The organism is Nioella sp. MMSF_3534 (assembly GCF_030732985.1).
Classification (GTDB): Bacteria; Pseudomonadota; Alphaproteobacteria; order Rhodobacterales; family Rhodobacteraceae; genus Nioella.
This window is the reverse complement of record NZ_JASHJX010000001.1, coordinates 153,821-168,896: the sequence shown is the minus strand read 5'-3', so window position 1 is coordinate 168,896 and position 15,076 is coordinate 153,821. Positions and strand designations below refer to the sequence as shown.

General features: G+C 64.1%; 15 protein-coding genes. 10 read left to right on the top strand and 5 right to left on the bottom strand.

Translation table 11 applies throughout. The annotated features are described in order from the left end of the window. The first annotated feature begins 67 nt into the window (after positions 1–67). Complete coding sequence (locus RBB16_RS00735) at positions 68–1,231, top strand: M20 aminoacylase family protein (protein WP_306044289.1); 1,164 nt, start codon at positions 68–70, stop codon at positions 1,229–1,231. A gap of 229 nt (positions 1,232–1,460) precedes the next feature. On the opposite strand, the gene RBB16_RS00730 is transcribed toward RBB16_RS00735, so the two are convergent. Then, on the bottom strand, positions 1,461–1,964 hold the full coding sequence (locus RBB16_RS00730) for a flavin reductase family protein (RefSeq protein ID WP_306044288.1): 504 nt from the start codon (positions 1,962–1,964) through the stop codon (positions 1,461–1,463). Positions 1,965–2,088: 124 nt separating this feature from the next. Here RBB16_RS00730 and speB point away from each other — a divergent pair, with 124 nt between their 5' ends. The 6 genes from speB to RBB16_RS00700 all read left to right on the top strand — a co-directional run bounded on the left by speB (position 2,089) and on the right by RBB16_RS00700 (position 6,766). Next, the gene (gene speB, locus RBB16_RS00725; RefSeq protein ID WP_306044287.1) at positions 2,089–3,060 is read left to right on the top strand and encodes an agmatinase; all 972 of its coding nucleotides are present in this window, start codon (positions 2,089–2,091) and stop codon (positions 3,058–3,060) included. A 78-nt stretch (positions 3,061–3,138) separates the two neighbouring features. Next, positions 3,139–4,053: a lysophospholipid acyltransferase family protein gene (locus RBB16_RS00720; protein WP_306044286.1), complete on the top strand. Its 915-nt coding sequence runs from the start codon at positions 3,139–3,141 to the stop codon at positions 4,051–4,053. Further along, on the top strand, positions 4,034–4,846 hold the full coding sequence (locus RBB16_RS00715) for a glutamate racemase (RefSeq protein WP_306044285.1): 813 nt from the start codon (positions 4,034–4,036) through the stop codon (positions 4,844–4,846). Before RBB16_RS00720 ends, RBB16_RS00715 begins: the two co-directional genes overlap by 20 nt. Before the next feature lie 80 nt (positions 4,847–4,926). Further along, complete coding sequence (ccmE, locus tag RBB16_RS00710) at positions 4,927–5,397, top strand: cytochrome c maturation protein CcmE (protein ID WP_306044284.1); 471 nt, start codon at positions 4,927–4,929, stop codon at positions 5,395–5,397. A 239-nt stretch (positions 5,398–5,636) separates the two neighbouring features. Then, entirely contained in the window at positions 5,637–6,248 is a 612-nt protein-coding gene (locus RBB16_RS00705) for a holin-associated N-acetylmuramidase (RefSeq protein WP_306044283.1), read from the top strand. Beyond that, entirely contained in the window at positions 6,239–6,766 is a 528-nt protein-coding gene (locus tag RBB16_RS00700; protein WP_306044282.1) for a holin family protein, read from the top strand. Before RBB16_RS00705 ends, RBB16_RS00700 begins: the two co-directional genes overlap by 10 nt. A 16-nt stretch (positions 6,767–6,782) precedes the next feature. On the opposite strand, the gene RBB16_RS00695 is transcribed toward RBB16_RS00700, so the two are convergent. Further along, positions 6,783–9,209, bottom strand: a complete 2,427-nt coding sequence (locus RBB16_RS00695; protein WP_306044281.1) for an FAD-dependent oxidoreductase — start codon at positions 9,207–9,209, stop codon at positions 6,783–6,785. A gap of 210 nt (positions 9,210–9,419) precedes the next feature. Between RBB16_RS00695 and RBB16_RS00690 the strand changes: the two genes are divergently transcribed. Continuing rightward, complete coding sequence (locus tag RBB16_RS00690) at positions 9,420–9,815, top strand: hypothetical protein (RefSeq protein WP_071690019.1); 396 nt, start codon at positions 9,420–9,422, stop codon at positions 9,813–9,815. A 3-nt stretch (positions 9,816–9,818) separates the two neighbouring features. Here RBB16_RS00690 and RBB16_RS00685 read toward each other — a convergent pair whose 3' ends face one another. Then, on the bottom strand, positions 9,819–11,186 hold the full coding sequence (locus RBB16_RS00685; protein ID WP_306044280.1) for a M20/M25/M40 family metallo-hydrolase: 1,368 nt from the start codon (positions 11,184–11,186) through the stop codon (positions 9,819–9,821). A gap of 60 nt (positions 11,187–11,246) precedes the next feature. Next, positions 11,247–11,978 (bottom strand): VIT1/CCC1 transporter family protein, encoded by a 732-nt coding sequence (locus RBB16_RS00680; protein WP_306044279.1) that lies wholly within the window; start codon positions 11,976–11,978, stop codon positions 11,247–11,249. 165 nt (positions 11,979–12,143) lie between these two features. Here RBB16_RS00680 and lipA point away from each other — a divergent pair, with 165 nt between their 5' ends. After that, entirely contained in the window at positions 12,144–13,097 is a 954-nt protein-coding gene (gene lipA / locus RBB16_RS00675) for a lipoyl synthase (RefSeq protein ID WP_306044278.1), read from the top strand. Between the two features lie 55 nt (positions 13,098–13,152). Here lipA and RBB16_RS00670 read toward each other — a convergent pair whose 3' ends face one another. Then, a complete protein-coding gene (locus RBB16_RS00670) occupies positions 13,153–13,584 on the bottom strand; it encodes a hypothetical protein (protein WP_306044277.1) in 432 nt (143 codons plus the stop codon). Positions 13,585–13,786: 202 nt separating this feature from the next. Here RBB16_RS00670 and RBB16_RS00665 point away from each other — a divergent pair, with 202 nt between their 5' ends. Further along, on the top strand, positions 13,787–15,070 hold the full coding sequence (locus tag RBB16_RS00665) for a tetratricopeptide repeat protein (protein WP_306044276.1): 1,284 nt from the start codon (positions 13,787–13,789) through the stop codon (positions 15,068–15,070). Positions 15,071–15,076 lie beyond the last annotated feature (6 nt).

Below are 15,076 nucleotides of genomic sequence, written 5' to 3'. Positions count from 1 at the left end.
TGCCGGGCCTCCGGTTTTCGGTCAGGGTGCCCCCGACTAACACCCATGAGCCCCGGAGAGTCCACCCATGCCCGTCCTCAACCGCATCGCCGGATTCGCAGATGATATGACCGCCTGGCGCCGCCATCTGCACGCCCATCCGGAACTTGGCTTTGCCTGCCACGAAACGGCTGCCTTCGTGGTCGCGCGGTTGAAGGACTTCGGGATCACCGAGATTCACACCGGCATCGCCGAATCGGGTGTCGTGGCGATCATCGAGGGGCAGGGCGAGGGGCCGACTATCGGGCTGCGCGCCGATATGGATGCGCTGCCGATCGAGGAGGAGACGGGGCTCGATTATGCGTCTGAAAACAAGGGCGTGATGCATGCCTGCGGTCATGACGGGCATACCACGATGTTGTTGGGGGCCGCGAAATATCTCGCGGAAACACGGAATTTCCGAGGCCGCGTGGCGCTGATCTTCCAACCCGCCGAGGAGGATGGCGGCGGGGCGGACATCATGTGCCGCGAGGGGATCATGGACCGGTTCGGCATCGCTGAGGTCTACGCGATCCACACCACGCCCGCGCTGCCCCTGGGCCATTTCCAGACGACGCCGGGGCCGGTCATGGCCGCTGTCGACAGTTTCGACGTGCATATCAAGGGCAAGGGCGGGCACGGGGCCTATCCGCATGAATGCGTCGATCCGGTGATTGCCGCCGTCCACATCGCGCAGGCGCTGCAAAGCATCGTCGCGCGCAACCATTACGCGCTGCAGGATCTGGTGGTGTCGGTCACCATGATCCACACCGGCACGGCGGAAAACATCATCCCCGACACCGCCTATCTGGGCGGCACGGTGCGCAGCTTCGACCCGGATGTGCGGGACATGGTCGAGGCGCGGATGGGCGAGATCGTGGCCGGGCAGGGGGCCAGCTTCGGGGTGGAGGCGGTGCTCGACTACAGGCGCAGCTACCCGGCGACGGTGAACGATCCGGCCAAGACCGAATTCGCTGTGGGCGTGGCCGAGGAGATCGTGGGACAGGGGGCCGTGGATGGTGCCCAGTGGCGCGAGATGGGGGCAGAGGATTTCAGCTACATGCTGGAGGAGCGGCCCGGTGCTTACCTGTTCCTGGGGCAGGGGGAGGCGGCGGGGCTGCACCACCCGCGGTTCAATTTCAACGACGAGGCCGCGCCCTATGGGGCGAGCTTCTTCGCGCGGCTGGTGGAGAGGGCGCTGCCCCTTGGATAGCGGTTTTCTGGCGACGCGGGCCCGCCTCTGACCAAATTGTGTGGGCTGCGCCCACGCTCTATTCTTTGGATTGGCACTTGCGATGGAAGATGGACATGTCGCCGGTCGCCATGGCGGCGCGAAGCCGAGAGTGCAGAACGCCTATGCCCGACTGCGTTCCTCCGGAACCGAGGCAGCGGCCGGTCGCCGAGGAATATCTGCTGCGCGCGGGTGCAGTGCTGAGAAAGGATCAGTGCTTTTCGGCCCGCAGATAGCTGCGCATTCCATAGAGAAGCGGCGAGCCATCGGGGGCGACGCGCACCTCTCGCACGGCGCCGATGCAGATATGGTGGGTGCCGATCTTGTCGGCCGAGACCAGTTCGCAATCGAAGCTGACAAGGGCGCTGTCCATCATCGGCGCGCCGGTGGGTCCTGGGGTGAAGGGCGCGGCGTTGAAGCGGTCGCCATCGGGTGCGGGCAGCCGGCCCGAGAACGTATCGGAGATTGCCTGCTGGTCGATCCTCAGCACGTTGATGCAGAAACAGCCATTTTCCAGAAGCGGCGGCAGGACGGAGGAGGCGGCGTTCAGGCAGACCAGCATCGTGGGGGCTTCGCCATCGGCGCTGACCGAGGTCATTGCGCTGACCGTGATCCCGTGCTGTCCCGCCGGCCCGTCAGTGGTGACCACGCTGACCGAGGCGGCGGCACGGCTCATGCCTTCCAGGAACTGCTGGCGTAGCGTGGTGTCGGGCATGGGGCGGCTCCTGCTCTGCTCTGTCCCCTTGATGTAGGGCGCGGGCTGCGCTTGCAAGCTGGCATTGCCTTTTTCCCCGGGACAGGCTTTGCATGGGGCGCGGAAGTGACAGGAGAGGCCCGAAATGGCGCTGGAAGATGCAAAGAAGGATATCGACGGGGCATTCACGCGGGAAGGGCTGAAGGGGCGCGCGTTCGAGAACACCTTCGGGGGGGCGGTGAGTTTCCTGCGCCGTCGCTACACCAAGGACCTGACATGCGTCGATGTCGCGGTGACGGGTGTGCCTTTCGATCAGGCGGTGACGAACCGGCCCGGCACCCGGCTTGGACCCCGTGCCATCCGCGAGGCGAGCGCGTTGCAGGTCTATGACCCGCCCTATGGCTGGGGCGGCTATGACCCGATGAGCGATCTGGCGATTGCCGATTATGGCGATCTGGCCTTCGACTATGCCAATCCGGGCGAATTTCCCAAAGTGCTGGAGGCCCATGCCGATGGCATTCTGTCCCAGGGCGCGGCGATGGTGACGCTTGGGGGCGATCATTCGATCACCCTGCCGCTGTTGCGGGCGCATGTGAAGAAGCATGGGGCCGTGGCCCTGCTGCAGTTTGATGCCCATACCGACACCTGGCCCGATGATGATCCGGTACGCGTCGATCACGGCACCTTTGCCTATAAGGCGGTGAAGGAGGGGCTGATCGACGTGGCCCGCTCTGTTCATGTGGGCATCCGCACGGTGGTGGAGGACAATCTCGGCATCGAGATTCTCGACGCGCGTGCCGTGCATGAGCAGGGGCCGCAAGCCATCGCCGCGCGGATCAAGGAGATCCTGGGCGACGCGCCGGTTTACCTCAGCTTCGATATCGACTGCCTCGACCCGGCCTATGCGCCGGGCACCGGTACGCCGGTCTGGGGCGGGCTGACCTCGGCTCAGGCGGCGATGATCCTGCGCGACATTGCCGGGATCAACCTGGTGGGGGGCGATGTGGTCGAGGTCTCTCCGCCCTTCGACTCGGCCCAGATCACCGCCGTGGCGGGGGCGCATGTGGCGATGGAGCTTTTGTGCCTCTGGGGATGGGCGCGGCGCGGGATGTCATGAAACTGTGACGTGCTTTCGCTAGCGGGAATCGCCCAAGGGGCGTATCCAGCATCAACGGCAGCGGTGTGTATCAGGACCATGGCACGCAAGCGACATTCCAAAGAAGACAGGCAGATCGCGCGCGAGATCTCTTATGCGCATTCGGCCCGGACCAAGGGCGGGCGGGCGATGATCCGCGCGATGGAGAACACCACCGGGCGGCTGAAGCTGATCAAGCAGGCGCAGGGCTACGAGACCGAGGTCGCGGCGGGCCGGGATTTCTGGCAGGTGATGGTGGACCGCTACGGGCTGACGCTGGAGGTGATGGGCGGCAGCCTGGACAATATCCCGCGCGAAGGGCCGGTCATCGCCATCGCGAACCACCCCTACGGCATTCTCGACGGGCTGATGCTGGGGCATATCCTGTCGGTCGCGCGCGGGGATTTCCGCATTCTGGCGCATCGGATTTTCCGCAAGGCAGAGGATCTGGACAAGGTCATCCTGCCCATTTCCTTCGATGAGACGAAAGAGGCGGTGGCGCTGAATATCCAGACCCGCAAGACGGCGCTGCGCTACCTGTCGGAGGGCGGCGCGATCGGGATTTTTCCGGGCGGTACGGTGTCGACGGCGCAAAAACCCTTCGGGCGGCCCATGGACCCTTATTGGCGCGGCTTCACGGCGCGGATGATCACCAAGTCAGCAGCCACCGTTGTGCCGATCTATTTCGACGGGCACACCAGCCGGCTCTTTCAACTGGCCAGTCACCTGCACAACACGCTGCGTATGGGGCTCTTGATCAAGGAGTTCAAGAAGCGGGTGAACACACCTGTGCGCGTGGTCATCGGCGACCCGATCCCGCGGGCCGAGCTGGACCGTTTCGCAGGCGATACGCGGGCGATGATGGACTTCCTGCGGCAATCGACCTACGAATTGTCGCCAACACCCATAAACCCGGCTGAAATCGGGTTCGAATTCGAGGAAAAGCACAAGCGAAATGGCGGTCGGGATCTTTGACAGTGGCTTGGGCGGGTTGACGGTGCTGGATGCCGTCAGCAAGCGCCTGCCGGACGTGCCCTTTGTCTATTACGGCGACAATGCCCATGCGCCCTATGGCGTGCGCGATGCCGATGACGTCTACGAGTTGACGACAGCGGGGGTTCAGCGCCTCTTTGAGGCGGGCTGCGATCTGGTGATCCTTGCCTGCAACACCGCAAGCGCCGCGGCCCTGCGGCGGATGCAGGAATCGTGGGTGCCAGCGGACAAACGGGTTCTGGGCGTCTTCGTGCCGCTCATTGAGGCTCTGACCGAACGTCAATGGGGCGACAATTCCCCGCCGCGTGAAGTGGCCGTGAAACATGTGGCACTGTTTGCCACGCCCGCGACGGTCAGCAGCCGGGCGTTCCAGCGCGAACTGGCCTTCCGCGCCATCGGTGTCGACGTCGAGGCGCAGCCCTGTGGCGGCGTGGTGGATGCCATCGAGGATGGCGACATGATTCTTGCGGAAGCCCTTGTGCGCAGCCATGTGGAGGCGCTGCAGCGGCGCATGCCCAAACCCGAGGCGGCGATCCTCGGCTGCACCCATTATCCGCTGATGGAAGACGTCTTTCAGGACGCGCTTGGGGAGGGGGTTGCGGTCTATAGCCAGGCCAATCTGGTGGCCGAAAGCCTTGCCGACTATCTGACCCGTCATCCCGACAAGCTGGGGGAGGGGGCTGAATCCGCCTTCCTGACGACCGGCGATCCGGCAAGGGTGTCGAACAAGGCCACCCAGTTCCTGCGGCGCAAGATCGCGTTCGTCAAAGCCTGAGGCAACCTGTCAAGGCGGCACCTCTCGACGCGGGGCGCGGCCTTGCCTATCTGTGGGGCAGCAGGACGTGGAGGACAACCATGCGCGGATTGAAGAAACAACGCCGGATCCAGGTGATCATCGTCGCGATGGTGGCGCTGGCGGTGTCTGCGGGGCTGATCGGCTACGGGTTGCGTGACGGCATCAATTTCTTCCGTACCCCGACCGAAGTGGCGGAAACCCCGCCACCGCCCGATGAGGTCTTCCGTATCGGCGGGTTGGTTCTGGAGGGCACGCTGGTCCAGGATGAGGGGCTCGATTTCACCTTCACCGTGACCGATGGCGGTGCCGATATCCCGGTGCGCTATATCGGGACCGACGCGCCGCCTGATCTGTTCGGGGAAGGCCAGGGGACTGTGGCGACCGGCACCTATGAGGACGGGGTGTTTCTGGCGACAGAACTGCTGGCCCGCCATGACGAGACCTATATGCCCGCCGAGGTGATCGACGCGCTGGAGGCGCAAGGGGTCTACCGGCACGCGGAAGATGAGGAGCCGGCGCCGAGCTATTGAGGGCGGGCGCTTCTCCTCAAGCCCCCTTCGGGAGCCTTCGTCGAAGCGCGCTGCCGCGGATGCTTGGCCGGGTTGTGTGAGGGTCGATCCGTAAGTGCCTGTTTATACGTCAGGATCGAGGGCTCTGCCCTCGAGCTCCCGAGGTATTTTTGCCAAGATGAAGGGGCTTTAGCGAAATCTTAATCCTCGTGTGATTGGCTTTTGCGTATCTTGAACCTTGAGCATGGGAGGGCTGAACCATGCTGTCGGTTCGCCAGATTGCGTCTGAAATCGTCGATCGAGAGGGAGGATTTGTGAATGACCCCAATGACCCCGGGGGCGCGACAAATTACGGGGTGACAATCCATACGATGCGGCGTTTCGGGCTGGACCTGGATGGCGATGGCGATGTGGATGAGGCCGATGTGCGCGCCCTGCCGCGGGAGCGGGCGGTCGAGATCTTCATCGAGCATTATTACCATGCCCCCCGGATCGACCAATTGCCGGAACCATTGCAGCCCACGGTCTTCGACATGCAGGTCAATGCCGGATCGAACGCAGTGCGCATTTTGCAGCGGCTGATCAGGGATATGGGGCTGGAGATTGCCGTTGACGGGGTGATCGGGCCGCAGACCATTGCAGCGGCGACTGCGGCCCATGACAGCGCAGGGCAAAGCATGGTGGATGCCTACGGCATTGCCCGGCGCAATTTCTACTATCGGATCGGGGACCGGCGCCCGGCCTCTCGCCGCTATGCCACGCGGCGTGATGGGGGCAAAGGGGGCTGGATCCGGCGGGCGGAGGAATTCATCTCGCCTGAGTTTCATCTTACGGACGCGGAACACCGCGCGCGGGTGGCGGCATGGGGTTGATGCAGCGCATTCTTGGCGGGCCTCAGACCATTGCGGCAGCGGGCGAAGCCGTCAGCGATGTGGCCGAGATCTTCCACGCCAATGAAACAAGGGCGATGGAACTGTCGGCCGAGGCGCATCGGGCGGCGCTTGACGCCCATGGTGACGAGTTTCAATACGCGAGACGGGGGCTGTTCGACCGCGTGATCAACGGCATCAACCGGATGCCACGCCCGATGCTGGCGCTTGGCACGATCGGGCTGTTCGTCTTTGCCATGGTCGATCCGGAGGCCTTTGCCTCGCGGATGGTGGGGTTGAACGAGGTGCCGGAACCGCTCTGGTGGCTGTTGGGCGCCATCGTCAGCTTCTATTTCGGGGCGCGGGAGATGCACTATTTCCGCACGCCCAATGGCGGCAGGCTGCCCCGGATGCGACCCCGAGACCTGGCGGAGGACGCAACCGAAACGGCAGCGGACCCCAACCCGGCGCTGGAACGGTGGTTCCGCGAGCAGCGGGACAGTGAAGAGGGCGGGGATTGACCCCGCCCTGATCGTGTCAGCCGCGCATGCGTTCGAAATTGGCGTCGAAGAGCGGTGAGTGCTGGGGCTGTGCATCCAGCATCTGGCCGAGCAACTCGATGGCCCAGGGGCCCTCGCTGTCGGCAACCTCTTTCGCGACATAGCCCATGGCCACGGACTGGCCCGCGTTATGGGCATAGCCGCCAGAGGTGACCCAGCCCACGACCTTGCCGTCATGCCAGATGGGTTCGTCCCCGATAACATCGGCGTCAATCGCGGCAACGGTGAAGGCGCGCAGGCGCAGTTTGCCGCCGCTGTCCCGCTCCGCCAATGCTGCGGTTTTCCCAATGAAATCAGCGTCTTTTTCGTAGGCTATGAAGCGGTCGAGACCAGCCTCCAAAGGCCCGTAGACGGGGCGGAATTCGCGCGCCCATCCGCCGAAGTTCTTTTCCAGACGCATGGCGTTGAGCGCGCGCAGGCCGAAGGGTTTGAGGCCCAGATCCTTACCCGCCTCCAACAGGCGGTCAAAGACATGGCGCTGGTATTCGGGCTTCATCCAGATCTCGTAGCCCAGATCACCGGTGAAGCTCACGCGGCCCACGAGACAGGGGGCAAAGCCCACATCCATGCGCTGGATGTCCATGAAGCGGAACCCGGCGTTGGACACATCCGCAGGAGTCAGGCGCTGCAACAGGTCACGAGATTTGGGGCCTGCGATGGACAGGCCGACCATGCCGAGCCCGACGACTTCCAGCGATACCGACCCGTCCTGCGGCATATGGCTTTCCAGCCAGCGGGCGTAGAACACCTCCGCCATGCCGGAGCCTGCGAGGAAATACTCGGTCTCGGACAGGCAGGCGACGGTCAGGTCACCCTGTAGCTTGCCGTTTTCCTTCAGCATCGGGGCCAACGTCATGCGGCCTGGTTTGGGCAGCTTGCAGGCCAGCACCTTGTCGAGGAAGGCCGTTGCCCCCGTGCCGCGCACGTAGAACTTGGAGAAGCCGGAGATTTCCATCACGCCCACGTCTTCACGACAGGCGCGGACCTCTTCCTTCACATGCTCGAAATCGGTGGAGCGGCGCCAGCTGAATTCGTCCTTGGTGCCATCGGGCGAGAACCAGAGCGGTGCCTCAAGACCCCAGCTATCCCCCATCTGCGCGCCGAGCGACAGCATGCGGTCATAGATCGGCGTGGTCTTGTAGGGGCGGGCGGCCTGCAATTCCTCATTCGGGAATTTGATCGAGAAGCGGCGGGAGTAGTTTTCCTGCACCTTGGGGTTGGTGTAGCTCATCGTCGCCCAATCGCCATAGCGCGCGATGTCCATGGCCCAGACATCGAAGCCGGGATCGCCCTGGGTGATCCAGTTGGCCAGCGCCAGACCCACGCCGCCACCCTGAGAAAAGCCCGCCATGACGCCACAGGCCGACCAAAGCCCTGGCATGCCACGAATGGGGCCGATCAGCGGGTTGCCGTCGGGGGCGAAGGTGAAGGGGCCGTTAATGATCTGCTTGATGCCGGCATTGGCGAAGGCGGGGAAATGTTCGAAGCCCACTTCCAGCGACGGCGCGATGCGGTCGATATCGGGTTGCAGCAGCTCATGCCCGAACTCCCATGGCGTCGTGCGTTCCGACCAGGGCACGCAGGCTTTCTCATAGGTGCCCATTAACATGCCGCCGCGTTCCTGACGCAGGTAGAGCTCGCCGTCGAAATCGACCGCGTGGATCACTTCCTTGCCGGTTGTCTTATTGATTTCAGCGACTTCCGGCATGTCCTCGGTGATCAGGTACATATGTTCCATCGCCAGAACCGGCAGTTCGAGCCCCACCATGCGGCCCACTTCGCGGGCCCAGAGGCCACCGGCATTGACCACATGGTCACAGGCGACATCACCCTTGTTGGTCTTGACGATCCAGCCGCCATCACGGGCGCGCAGGATCTCTTCGACCTTGCAATGCTGTTCATAGGACGCGCCCAGTTTCTTCGCCGATTTCGCATAGGCCCAGGTCACGCCGGAGGGGTCCAGATGGCCATCGACCACGGTTTCCAGCCCGCCCACGAATTGCGCGGGGTCGATCAGCGGCATCAGCTCATGCGCTTCTTCAGGCGTGATCACGCGGGACTGGATGTCCTGATAGCGGCCCTTGGCCATGGTGGATTTCAGCCAGTCGAACCGTTCGGGGGTGGAGGCCAGCATGACACCGCCGGTCATGTGAAAGCCTGTGGACTGGCCCGACAGTTCCTCGATCTCCCGATAGAGCTCGATCGTGTATTTCTGCAACTTGGCGACATTGGGATCGCCGTTGATCGTGTGGCAGCCCCCCGCCGCGTGCCAGGTGGAGCCCGAGGTCAGTTCGGACCGCTCCAACAGCAGGCTGTCGGTCCAGCCCGCCTTGGCCAGATGATAGAGCACCGAGCAACCGACGACGCCGCCGCCGATCACCACAACACGTGCCTGGGTCTGCATGAAAATCTCCTGTTTCGCAGTCCTGATTTCCGGAAAGGGTAGCGTGACGGTCGGGTTTCGGATCGCACGTTTTCGACAAAGACAGGGGGCGATTTGGCGGGAACGGGCGTTGTCATGGGCAATTGTGAACTGCACCAGCGGGCGAATTGTGATAGGGTCCCCCGCATTAGAGGCCCCTTGGGGCCAGCAATCATTCAACGGGAGGATCTCATGTTTGTACGGATCGTGGCCTTTGCGGCCTTCTTGTTCGGGGTGATACCTGCAGGACCGGCAGCAGCGCTCAATTGCGACAATCGCGGCGTGAACTGGCAAGGCCGCATCGACCTGCCAAGCGGGATCTACGGGTTTGAACTCAGGCGCCTGACCTGTGCGGCTGACAGTCTGTGGAACTACTATATCTGGAACACCACCAGCCGTTGGGAGGGCACGGCCACGGTCGGCCTCGTGGGGACGTCCCTGACGGTCAATACCGTGTCGGGCAGCCTTGCGGGCTGTTCCCTGAGCGGTACGTGGTATCCGCGCGATACCACCAACGGCATCCCCTATAGCGGGCGCGGTGCGGCCAGTTGTTCCGGGACCGGCAGCTGGAGCGCGACGATCCAGTAGGGATCACGCCAGCCCCAGGCCGGACCGACCGGCAGCGCCGATGTCGTGGTAAAGCCCCGCCATCAGGGCAATCGCACCGGGGATCATCGCCTTGGGCAGATGTTCATCGGGGGCGTGCTGGCTGCAACCGGGATAGCTGTGCGGCACCCAGACTGCGGGAAGGCCAAGCGTTTCGGTGAAGACGTGGTTGGGAAGAGAACCGCCAAGCGAGGGCAGCAGCACCGGATCTGCCCCGGTGCTGCGGGCAATGGACTGTACTGCGAAACGGGCGAAAGGGTGATCTGGCGGCGTGGCCGAGGCGGGGAAGCGGGCGTCGGGTTCCTCGATGTCAACAAAGTCGAAGCCTTCAGCATCCAGATGCGCGCGCAGGGCGGGCATGATCGCTGTGGGGTCCAGCCCGGTCACATAGCGCAGCTGGATATGGGCCTGCGCCTCTGGCGGGATGGCATTGACGGGCCGTTCCGGGGTGCCGCAGGTGAAGGCCAGCACCTCGACCGCAGACCACGCAAAGACCCGTTCGGCGGGCGTCAGGCCGGGGGTGCCCCAACCGGGGTCGATCTCTCCGCCTGCGGGGGTGATGCCCGACAGGATCGCGCGGGTGTCGTCCGGCACCTTCTCCGGTGTCCAGCCGGGTACGAGACATTCGCCGCGCGGGCCGATGATGCAGGCAAGGGCGTGGGCCATCTCGGTGCCGGGATTGCGCAGAAGGCCGCCGAAATTGCCGGAATGGCGCCCGGCCTCGCGGTGACAGATCGACAGCTTGACGGTCACGGCCCCACGTGCGCCAAGAAACACGGTCGGTCGATCCCGAGACAGGCGCGGCCCGTCAGAGGCCAGCACCAGATCGGCGTTCAGGTCGTCCTTCAGCCCCGCGCAGATCGCATCCAGCCCCGGCGAGCCGACCTCCTCGCCCATTTCCACCAGCATGTGGCAGTTGAAGCCAAGCGCGCCTTGTTGCTCCAGCACCAATCGTAGCGCCGTCAAGTTCACCAACAGTTGTCCCTTGTTGTCGGCCACGCCGCGCCCGTAGAGCTTGCCGTCGCGTTCGGTCAGCGCCCATGGCGCCAGACCCTGTTGCCAGCGCCCCTCCATCCCCGGAACCGTATCGGCATGGCCATAGCCGAGGATCGTCGGCAGCCCGTCGCCCTCGTGGCGCGACAGGACCAGCGCGGGCGGATGGTCGCCCTCGATCCAGCGGGCTACGAAGCCGTGTCCCGCCATCAGCCCGGCGATATGCTTCAGGCAGGCGGCATGGGCATCAATTGCACCCGGTTCCGTCGGGAAGGCCACCAGCGCGGTCAGGTTCTCGACAAAACGGTGAAGCGTCTCGGGCGTGTCGGCGCGGGCTGTGATCTGGTCGCGGGCGGTCATGGGGCATCCTTTTTCGGGCTTGGCCCGCAGCCTGCCGGTTTCGCCCGGTTTTGCAAGCTTCTAGCCGCCGACCAATACGCCGACGCCGAAGGCCACGAAGGCACAAAGCCCCCCGACGATCACCGTTTCGCCGATGCAGCGCAACGCCGTCTCGCCTGTCACACGCCAGCGCAAAACCCCGAGGCCGAACAGGGCAAGGAATGTCGCCGCGACGGATATGGGGAAGGCGCGGGCCGGGTCCAGACCCGCGATATAGGGCAGCAACGGGATAGAGCCGAGCGTGATGAACGCCATGAAAGTGGACATCCCGTCGCCCGCGGGATTGGTGCTGCGCGGGTCGGTCATCTCGAATTCATAGGCCATCATCAGGTCAGCGGCGAAATCATGGTTGCGCATCAGGATATCCGCCACCTGATCGGCATCCCCCCCCGGCAGCCCGCGTTCGCGCAGCATCTGTTGCAGCTCCAGCCGTTCACGATCGGGATCGGTGGACAGTTCCTGCAACTCCATCGCGCGCCGCGTATGATAGAGATCGCGTTGCGACCGGCCCGACAGGAATTCCCCAAGCCCCATCGACACCCCGTCGGCAAAGAGGTTGGCCAAACCGAAAACCAGCACCGCGAGTGCCCCGATCTGCGCGGTGTTTTCGGCAGAGGCCCCGGCGAAGCCCGCCACGATGGCGAAGGTTGTGACGATGCCGTCATTGCCGCCATAGACGATTTGCTTGAGAAACTCCTGCGCGCGGGTGATATGATGATCCTGCGTGCGGTGCTGCGCCCAGTTGATGGCCATGCCGTTTGTCTCCTGTCCGGTCGGGTCAGTCTGGACCTGCGCACAGGGCCTGACAACCGGCAGGGCTGCGCCAAGGAATCGCAGGGCTGCATAGCCGCTTCCCGCGCGAGACGGGGTTACTTTTGGATCGTTTAGCGTTAAACAGTCGCCAGTTGGAGGAACCCCATGCGCGATCTCAAGATTCCCGAACAGCGCCACCCCGAAAAGGCGCGCCGCCCGGACAACCCGCAGCCCAAGAAACCGTCCTGGATCCGGGTCAAGGCGCCCGTGGGCGAGGGCTACAAGAAGACCCACAAGATCATGCGAGAGCACAAGCTGGTGACGGTCTGCGAAGAGGCGGGCTGCCCCAATGCCGGCGAATGCTGGAGCCAGGGCCACGCCACGATGATGATCATGGGCGAGGTCTGCACCCGCGCCTGCACCTTCTGCAACATCGCCACCGGCAAGCCACCCGAGGATCTCGATGTGTTCGAGCCGGGTCGCGTCGCGGATGCCGTGCAGAAACTGGGGCTGAACCATGTCGTCATCACCTCGGTGGACCGCGACGATATCGAAGATGGCGGGGCGGAACATTTCGCCCAGACCATCCGCGCCATCCGTCATCGCAGCCCGGACACGACGATTGAAATCCTGACGCCCGATTTCATCCGCTGCGCCCCCGAGGCGCTGGAGGTCGTGGTCGCGGCGAAACCGGATGTGTTCAACCACAATCTCGAAACCGTGCCGGGGCTCTACCCCGAGGTGCGCCCCGGTGCCCGCTATTTCCATTCCCTGCGGCTGTTGCAGCGGGTGAAGGAACTGGACCCGACCATGTTCACCAAATCGGGGATCATGGTGGGGCTTGGCGAGGACAGGCAGGCGGTCATCCAGGTCATGGAAGACATGCGCGCCGCCGATATCGACTTCCTGACCATCGGCCAGTACCTGCAGCCCACGCCCAAACACCACGCGGTAGACCGGTTCGTGACGCCCGAGGAATTCAAGGCCTATGAAAAGGCCGCCTATAACAAGGGGTTCCTGATGGTCTCGGCCACGCCGCTGACACGGTCGAGCTATCACGCGGGTGACGATTTTGCGCGGCTGCGCGCGGCGCGGATGAAGAAACTGGGACAGGCCTGATACGAAAAACCCCGGCGCGAGGCCGGGGTTTTCTTTTTCGACTGCAACTGAGGGATCAGGCGCCCCAATAGACCGGCGTTCCGGGGTATTCGTCGATTGCCCAGGTTTCACCACCCGAGGCATAAGTTGTGCCGTCATTGCTGGTATAGACGACGTTGCCGGTGGCGGGATCGACCAGGGGGCTGTCGAAATTGTAGCCTTCCGGCATATCGGCAATCGCTTCCTGCTGCGCCCAGTAATAGGTGGCACCATTGTTGCCGGGGGCGAGGGCTGCGCCGATATTGTAGTAGTCCTGCGATGTGCGGCCCGACCAGGACCAGCCGCTGTCGCCGCCAGCCACGCTGGCGAAGCTGGTCGAGATGGTCTGGCTTTCCATCTGGCCGCGCATGTCGCCGCTAAGATCCTCGACCCCGGTGCTGACCACGGCCATGGTGGCCAGCCCAAGGCCGACCAGCCCGGCGGTCAGGACGACCCAGTCGACGGTCACGGCGCCGCTCTCGTCTGAAAGAAAGTTCTGTTTCTGTTGCATTTCTGGATACTCCAAATTGCCGTCTTCCGCGGCTGTACTGCTTGTGTTGCTCCGAGATACACTCCAAAGTTGCAGAAATGGTGGCGCTGATGGGGCGCTGTCATGGGATGATCAGGGCCGATGCCGATCACGGCGCTGACGGCCAGGCAGGGGGACACGCATGCGCCGGGACAGGATGACGGATCGCTACGGGCTGGACATTTCGACAGGGTCCGATCTGGCCGCCGAGGCCTATCAGCGCGGGATGGACCTCTATCTCGCTGGAATGGCCGGAGTGGAAGCGGCGCTACAGGCAGCCATCGCGGCGGACCCGGAGTTTACCCCCGCCCATGTGGCGCTGGCCCGGAATTATCAAACCTTTGGCCATATGCCTCAGGCAAAGGCGGCTCTGGCGGCGGCGAGGGGCTGCGACCGGGCGCTGACCCCGAGAGAGGCCGCGCAACTGGAAATCTTCGGCCATCTGATCGAGGGTCGCGCGGGGCAGGGCTATGCGCTCATCCGTGCCCATATTCGCGAATACCCCCGTGATGCGCTGGTGGCGCAGACCGTTCTTGGGGTCTTCAGCCTGATCGGCTTTTCCGGCCGCGTGGGCCGCGAGGCGGAACATCTGGCGGTGGCCGATTTCCTGGCCCCCCATTACGAGGGCGACTGGTGGTTTCCCGCCCAGATGGCCTTCGCGCATCTCGAAATCGGGCAATTCCAACAGGCCGAGGGGCAGATCGACCTGGCGCTTGCGCGCAACCCCCACAGCGCCCATGCCGCCCATATCCGTGCGCATCTCTACTACGAGGTCGGGGAAACGGCGGACGGGCTCGCGTTTCTGGGCGACTGGATGCAGGGCTATGACCGCACGGGCCTGATGCATTGTCACAATACGTGGCACGTGGCGCTGTGGGCGATGGCGACGGGCGACGAGGCGCGCATGTGGCGGGCGGTGGACGAAGACCTGGCCCCCGGCGTCAGCCAAAGCCCCGCGATCAATATCGTGACCGATCTGGCAGCGCTCTATTATCGCGCCTCGCTGGCGGGGGTGGAGATCGGGCAGGCCCGCTGGCAGGCTCTTGGGGATTTTGCGATCTCCGCCTTCCCAAACCCCGGAATGGGCTTCGTCGATGTGCATGCGGCGGTGATCCATGCCATGAGCGGCAATGCAGAGGCGCTCGACCGGCTCATATCGGACGCCAAGGGGCCGATTGGTGACATGGTGCCGGGCTGCGCCGAGGCGTTCCGGGCGATTGCCGCCGAAGACTGGGCCGGGGCCGAGGCGCGGCTGATCCCCGTCGTGGCGCAGTCGGAACGGGTGGGCGGCAGCCGGGCACAGCGCGATATCCTCGAATTTGCCCTGATGAATGCGCAGATCCAACAGGGTCGGGCGGACGAGGCACTGCGGCTGCTCGCCCTGCGCCGCCCCCATATCGACGCGCCGGCGCATCTGAGCCACTGACCGCAA

Coding starts and splice junctions, on each gene's coding strand:
- RBB16_RS00735 (WP_306044289.1), top strand. CDS start 68: ATGCCCGTCCTCAACCGCATCGCCGGATTCGCAGATGATATGACCGCC.
- RBB16_RS00730 (WP_306044288.1), bottom strand. CDS start 1,964: ATGCCCGACACCACGCTACGCCAGCAGTTCCTGGAAGGCATGAGCCGT.
- speB (WP_306044287.1), top strand. CDS start 2,089: ATGGCGCTGGAAGATGCAAAGAAGGATATCGACGGGGCATTCACGCGG.
- RBB16_RS00720 (WP_306044286.1), top strand. CDS start 3,139: ATGGCACGCAAGCGACATTCCAAAGAAGACAGGCAGATCGCGCGCGAG.
- RBB16_RS00715 (WP_306044285.1), top strand. CDS start 4,034: ATGGCGGTCGGGATCTTTGACAGTGGCTTGGGCGGGTTGACGGTGCTG.
- ccmE (WP_306044284.1), top strand. CDS start 4,927: ATGCGCGGATTGAAGAAACAACGCCGGATCCAGGTGATCATCGTCGCG.
- RBB16_RS00705 (WP_306044283.1), top strand. CDS start 5,637: ATGCTGTCGGTTCGCCAGATTGCGTCTGAAATCGTCGATCGAGAGGGA.
- RBB16_RS00700 (WP_306044282.1), top strand. CDS start 6,239: ATGGGGTTGATGCAGCGCATTCTTGGCGGGCCTCAGACCATTGCGGCA.
- RBB16_RS00695 (WP_306044281.1), bottom strand. CDS start 9,209: ATGCAGACCCAGGCACGTGTTGTGGTGATCGGCGGCGGCGTCGTCGGT.
- RBB16_RS00690 (WP_071690019.1), top strand. CDS start 9,420: ATGTTTGTACGGATCGTGGCCTTTGCGGCCTTCTTGTTCGGGGTGATA.
- RBB16_RS00685 (WP_306044280.1), bottom strand. CDS start 11,186: ATGACCGCCCGCGACCAGATCACAGCCCGCGCCGACACGCCCGAGACG.
- RBB16_RS00680 (WP_306044279.1), bottom strand. CDS start 11,978: ATGGCCATCAACTGGGCGCAGCACCGCACGCAGGATCATCATATCACC.
- lipA (WP_306044278.1), top strand. CDS start 12,144: ATGCGCGATCTCAAGATTCCCGAACAGCGCCACCCCGAAAAGGCGCGC.
- RBB16_RS00665 (WP_306044276.1), top strand. CDS start 13,787: ATGCGCCGGGACAGGATGACGGATCGCTACGGGCTGGACATTTCGACA.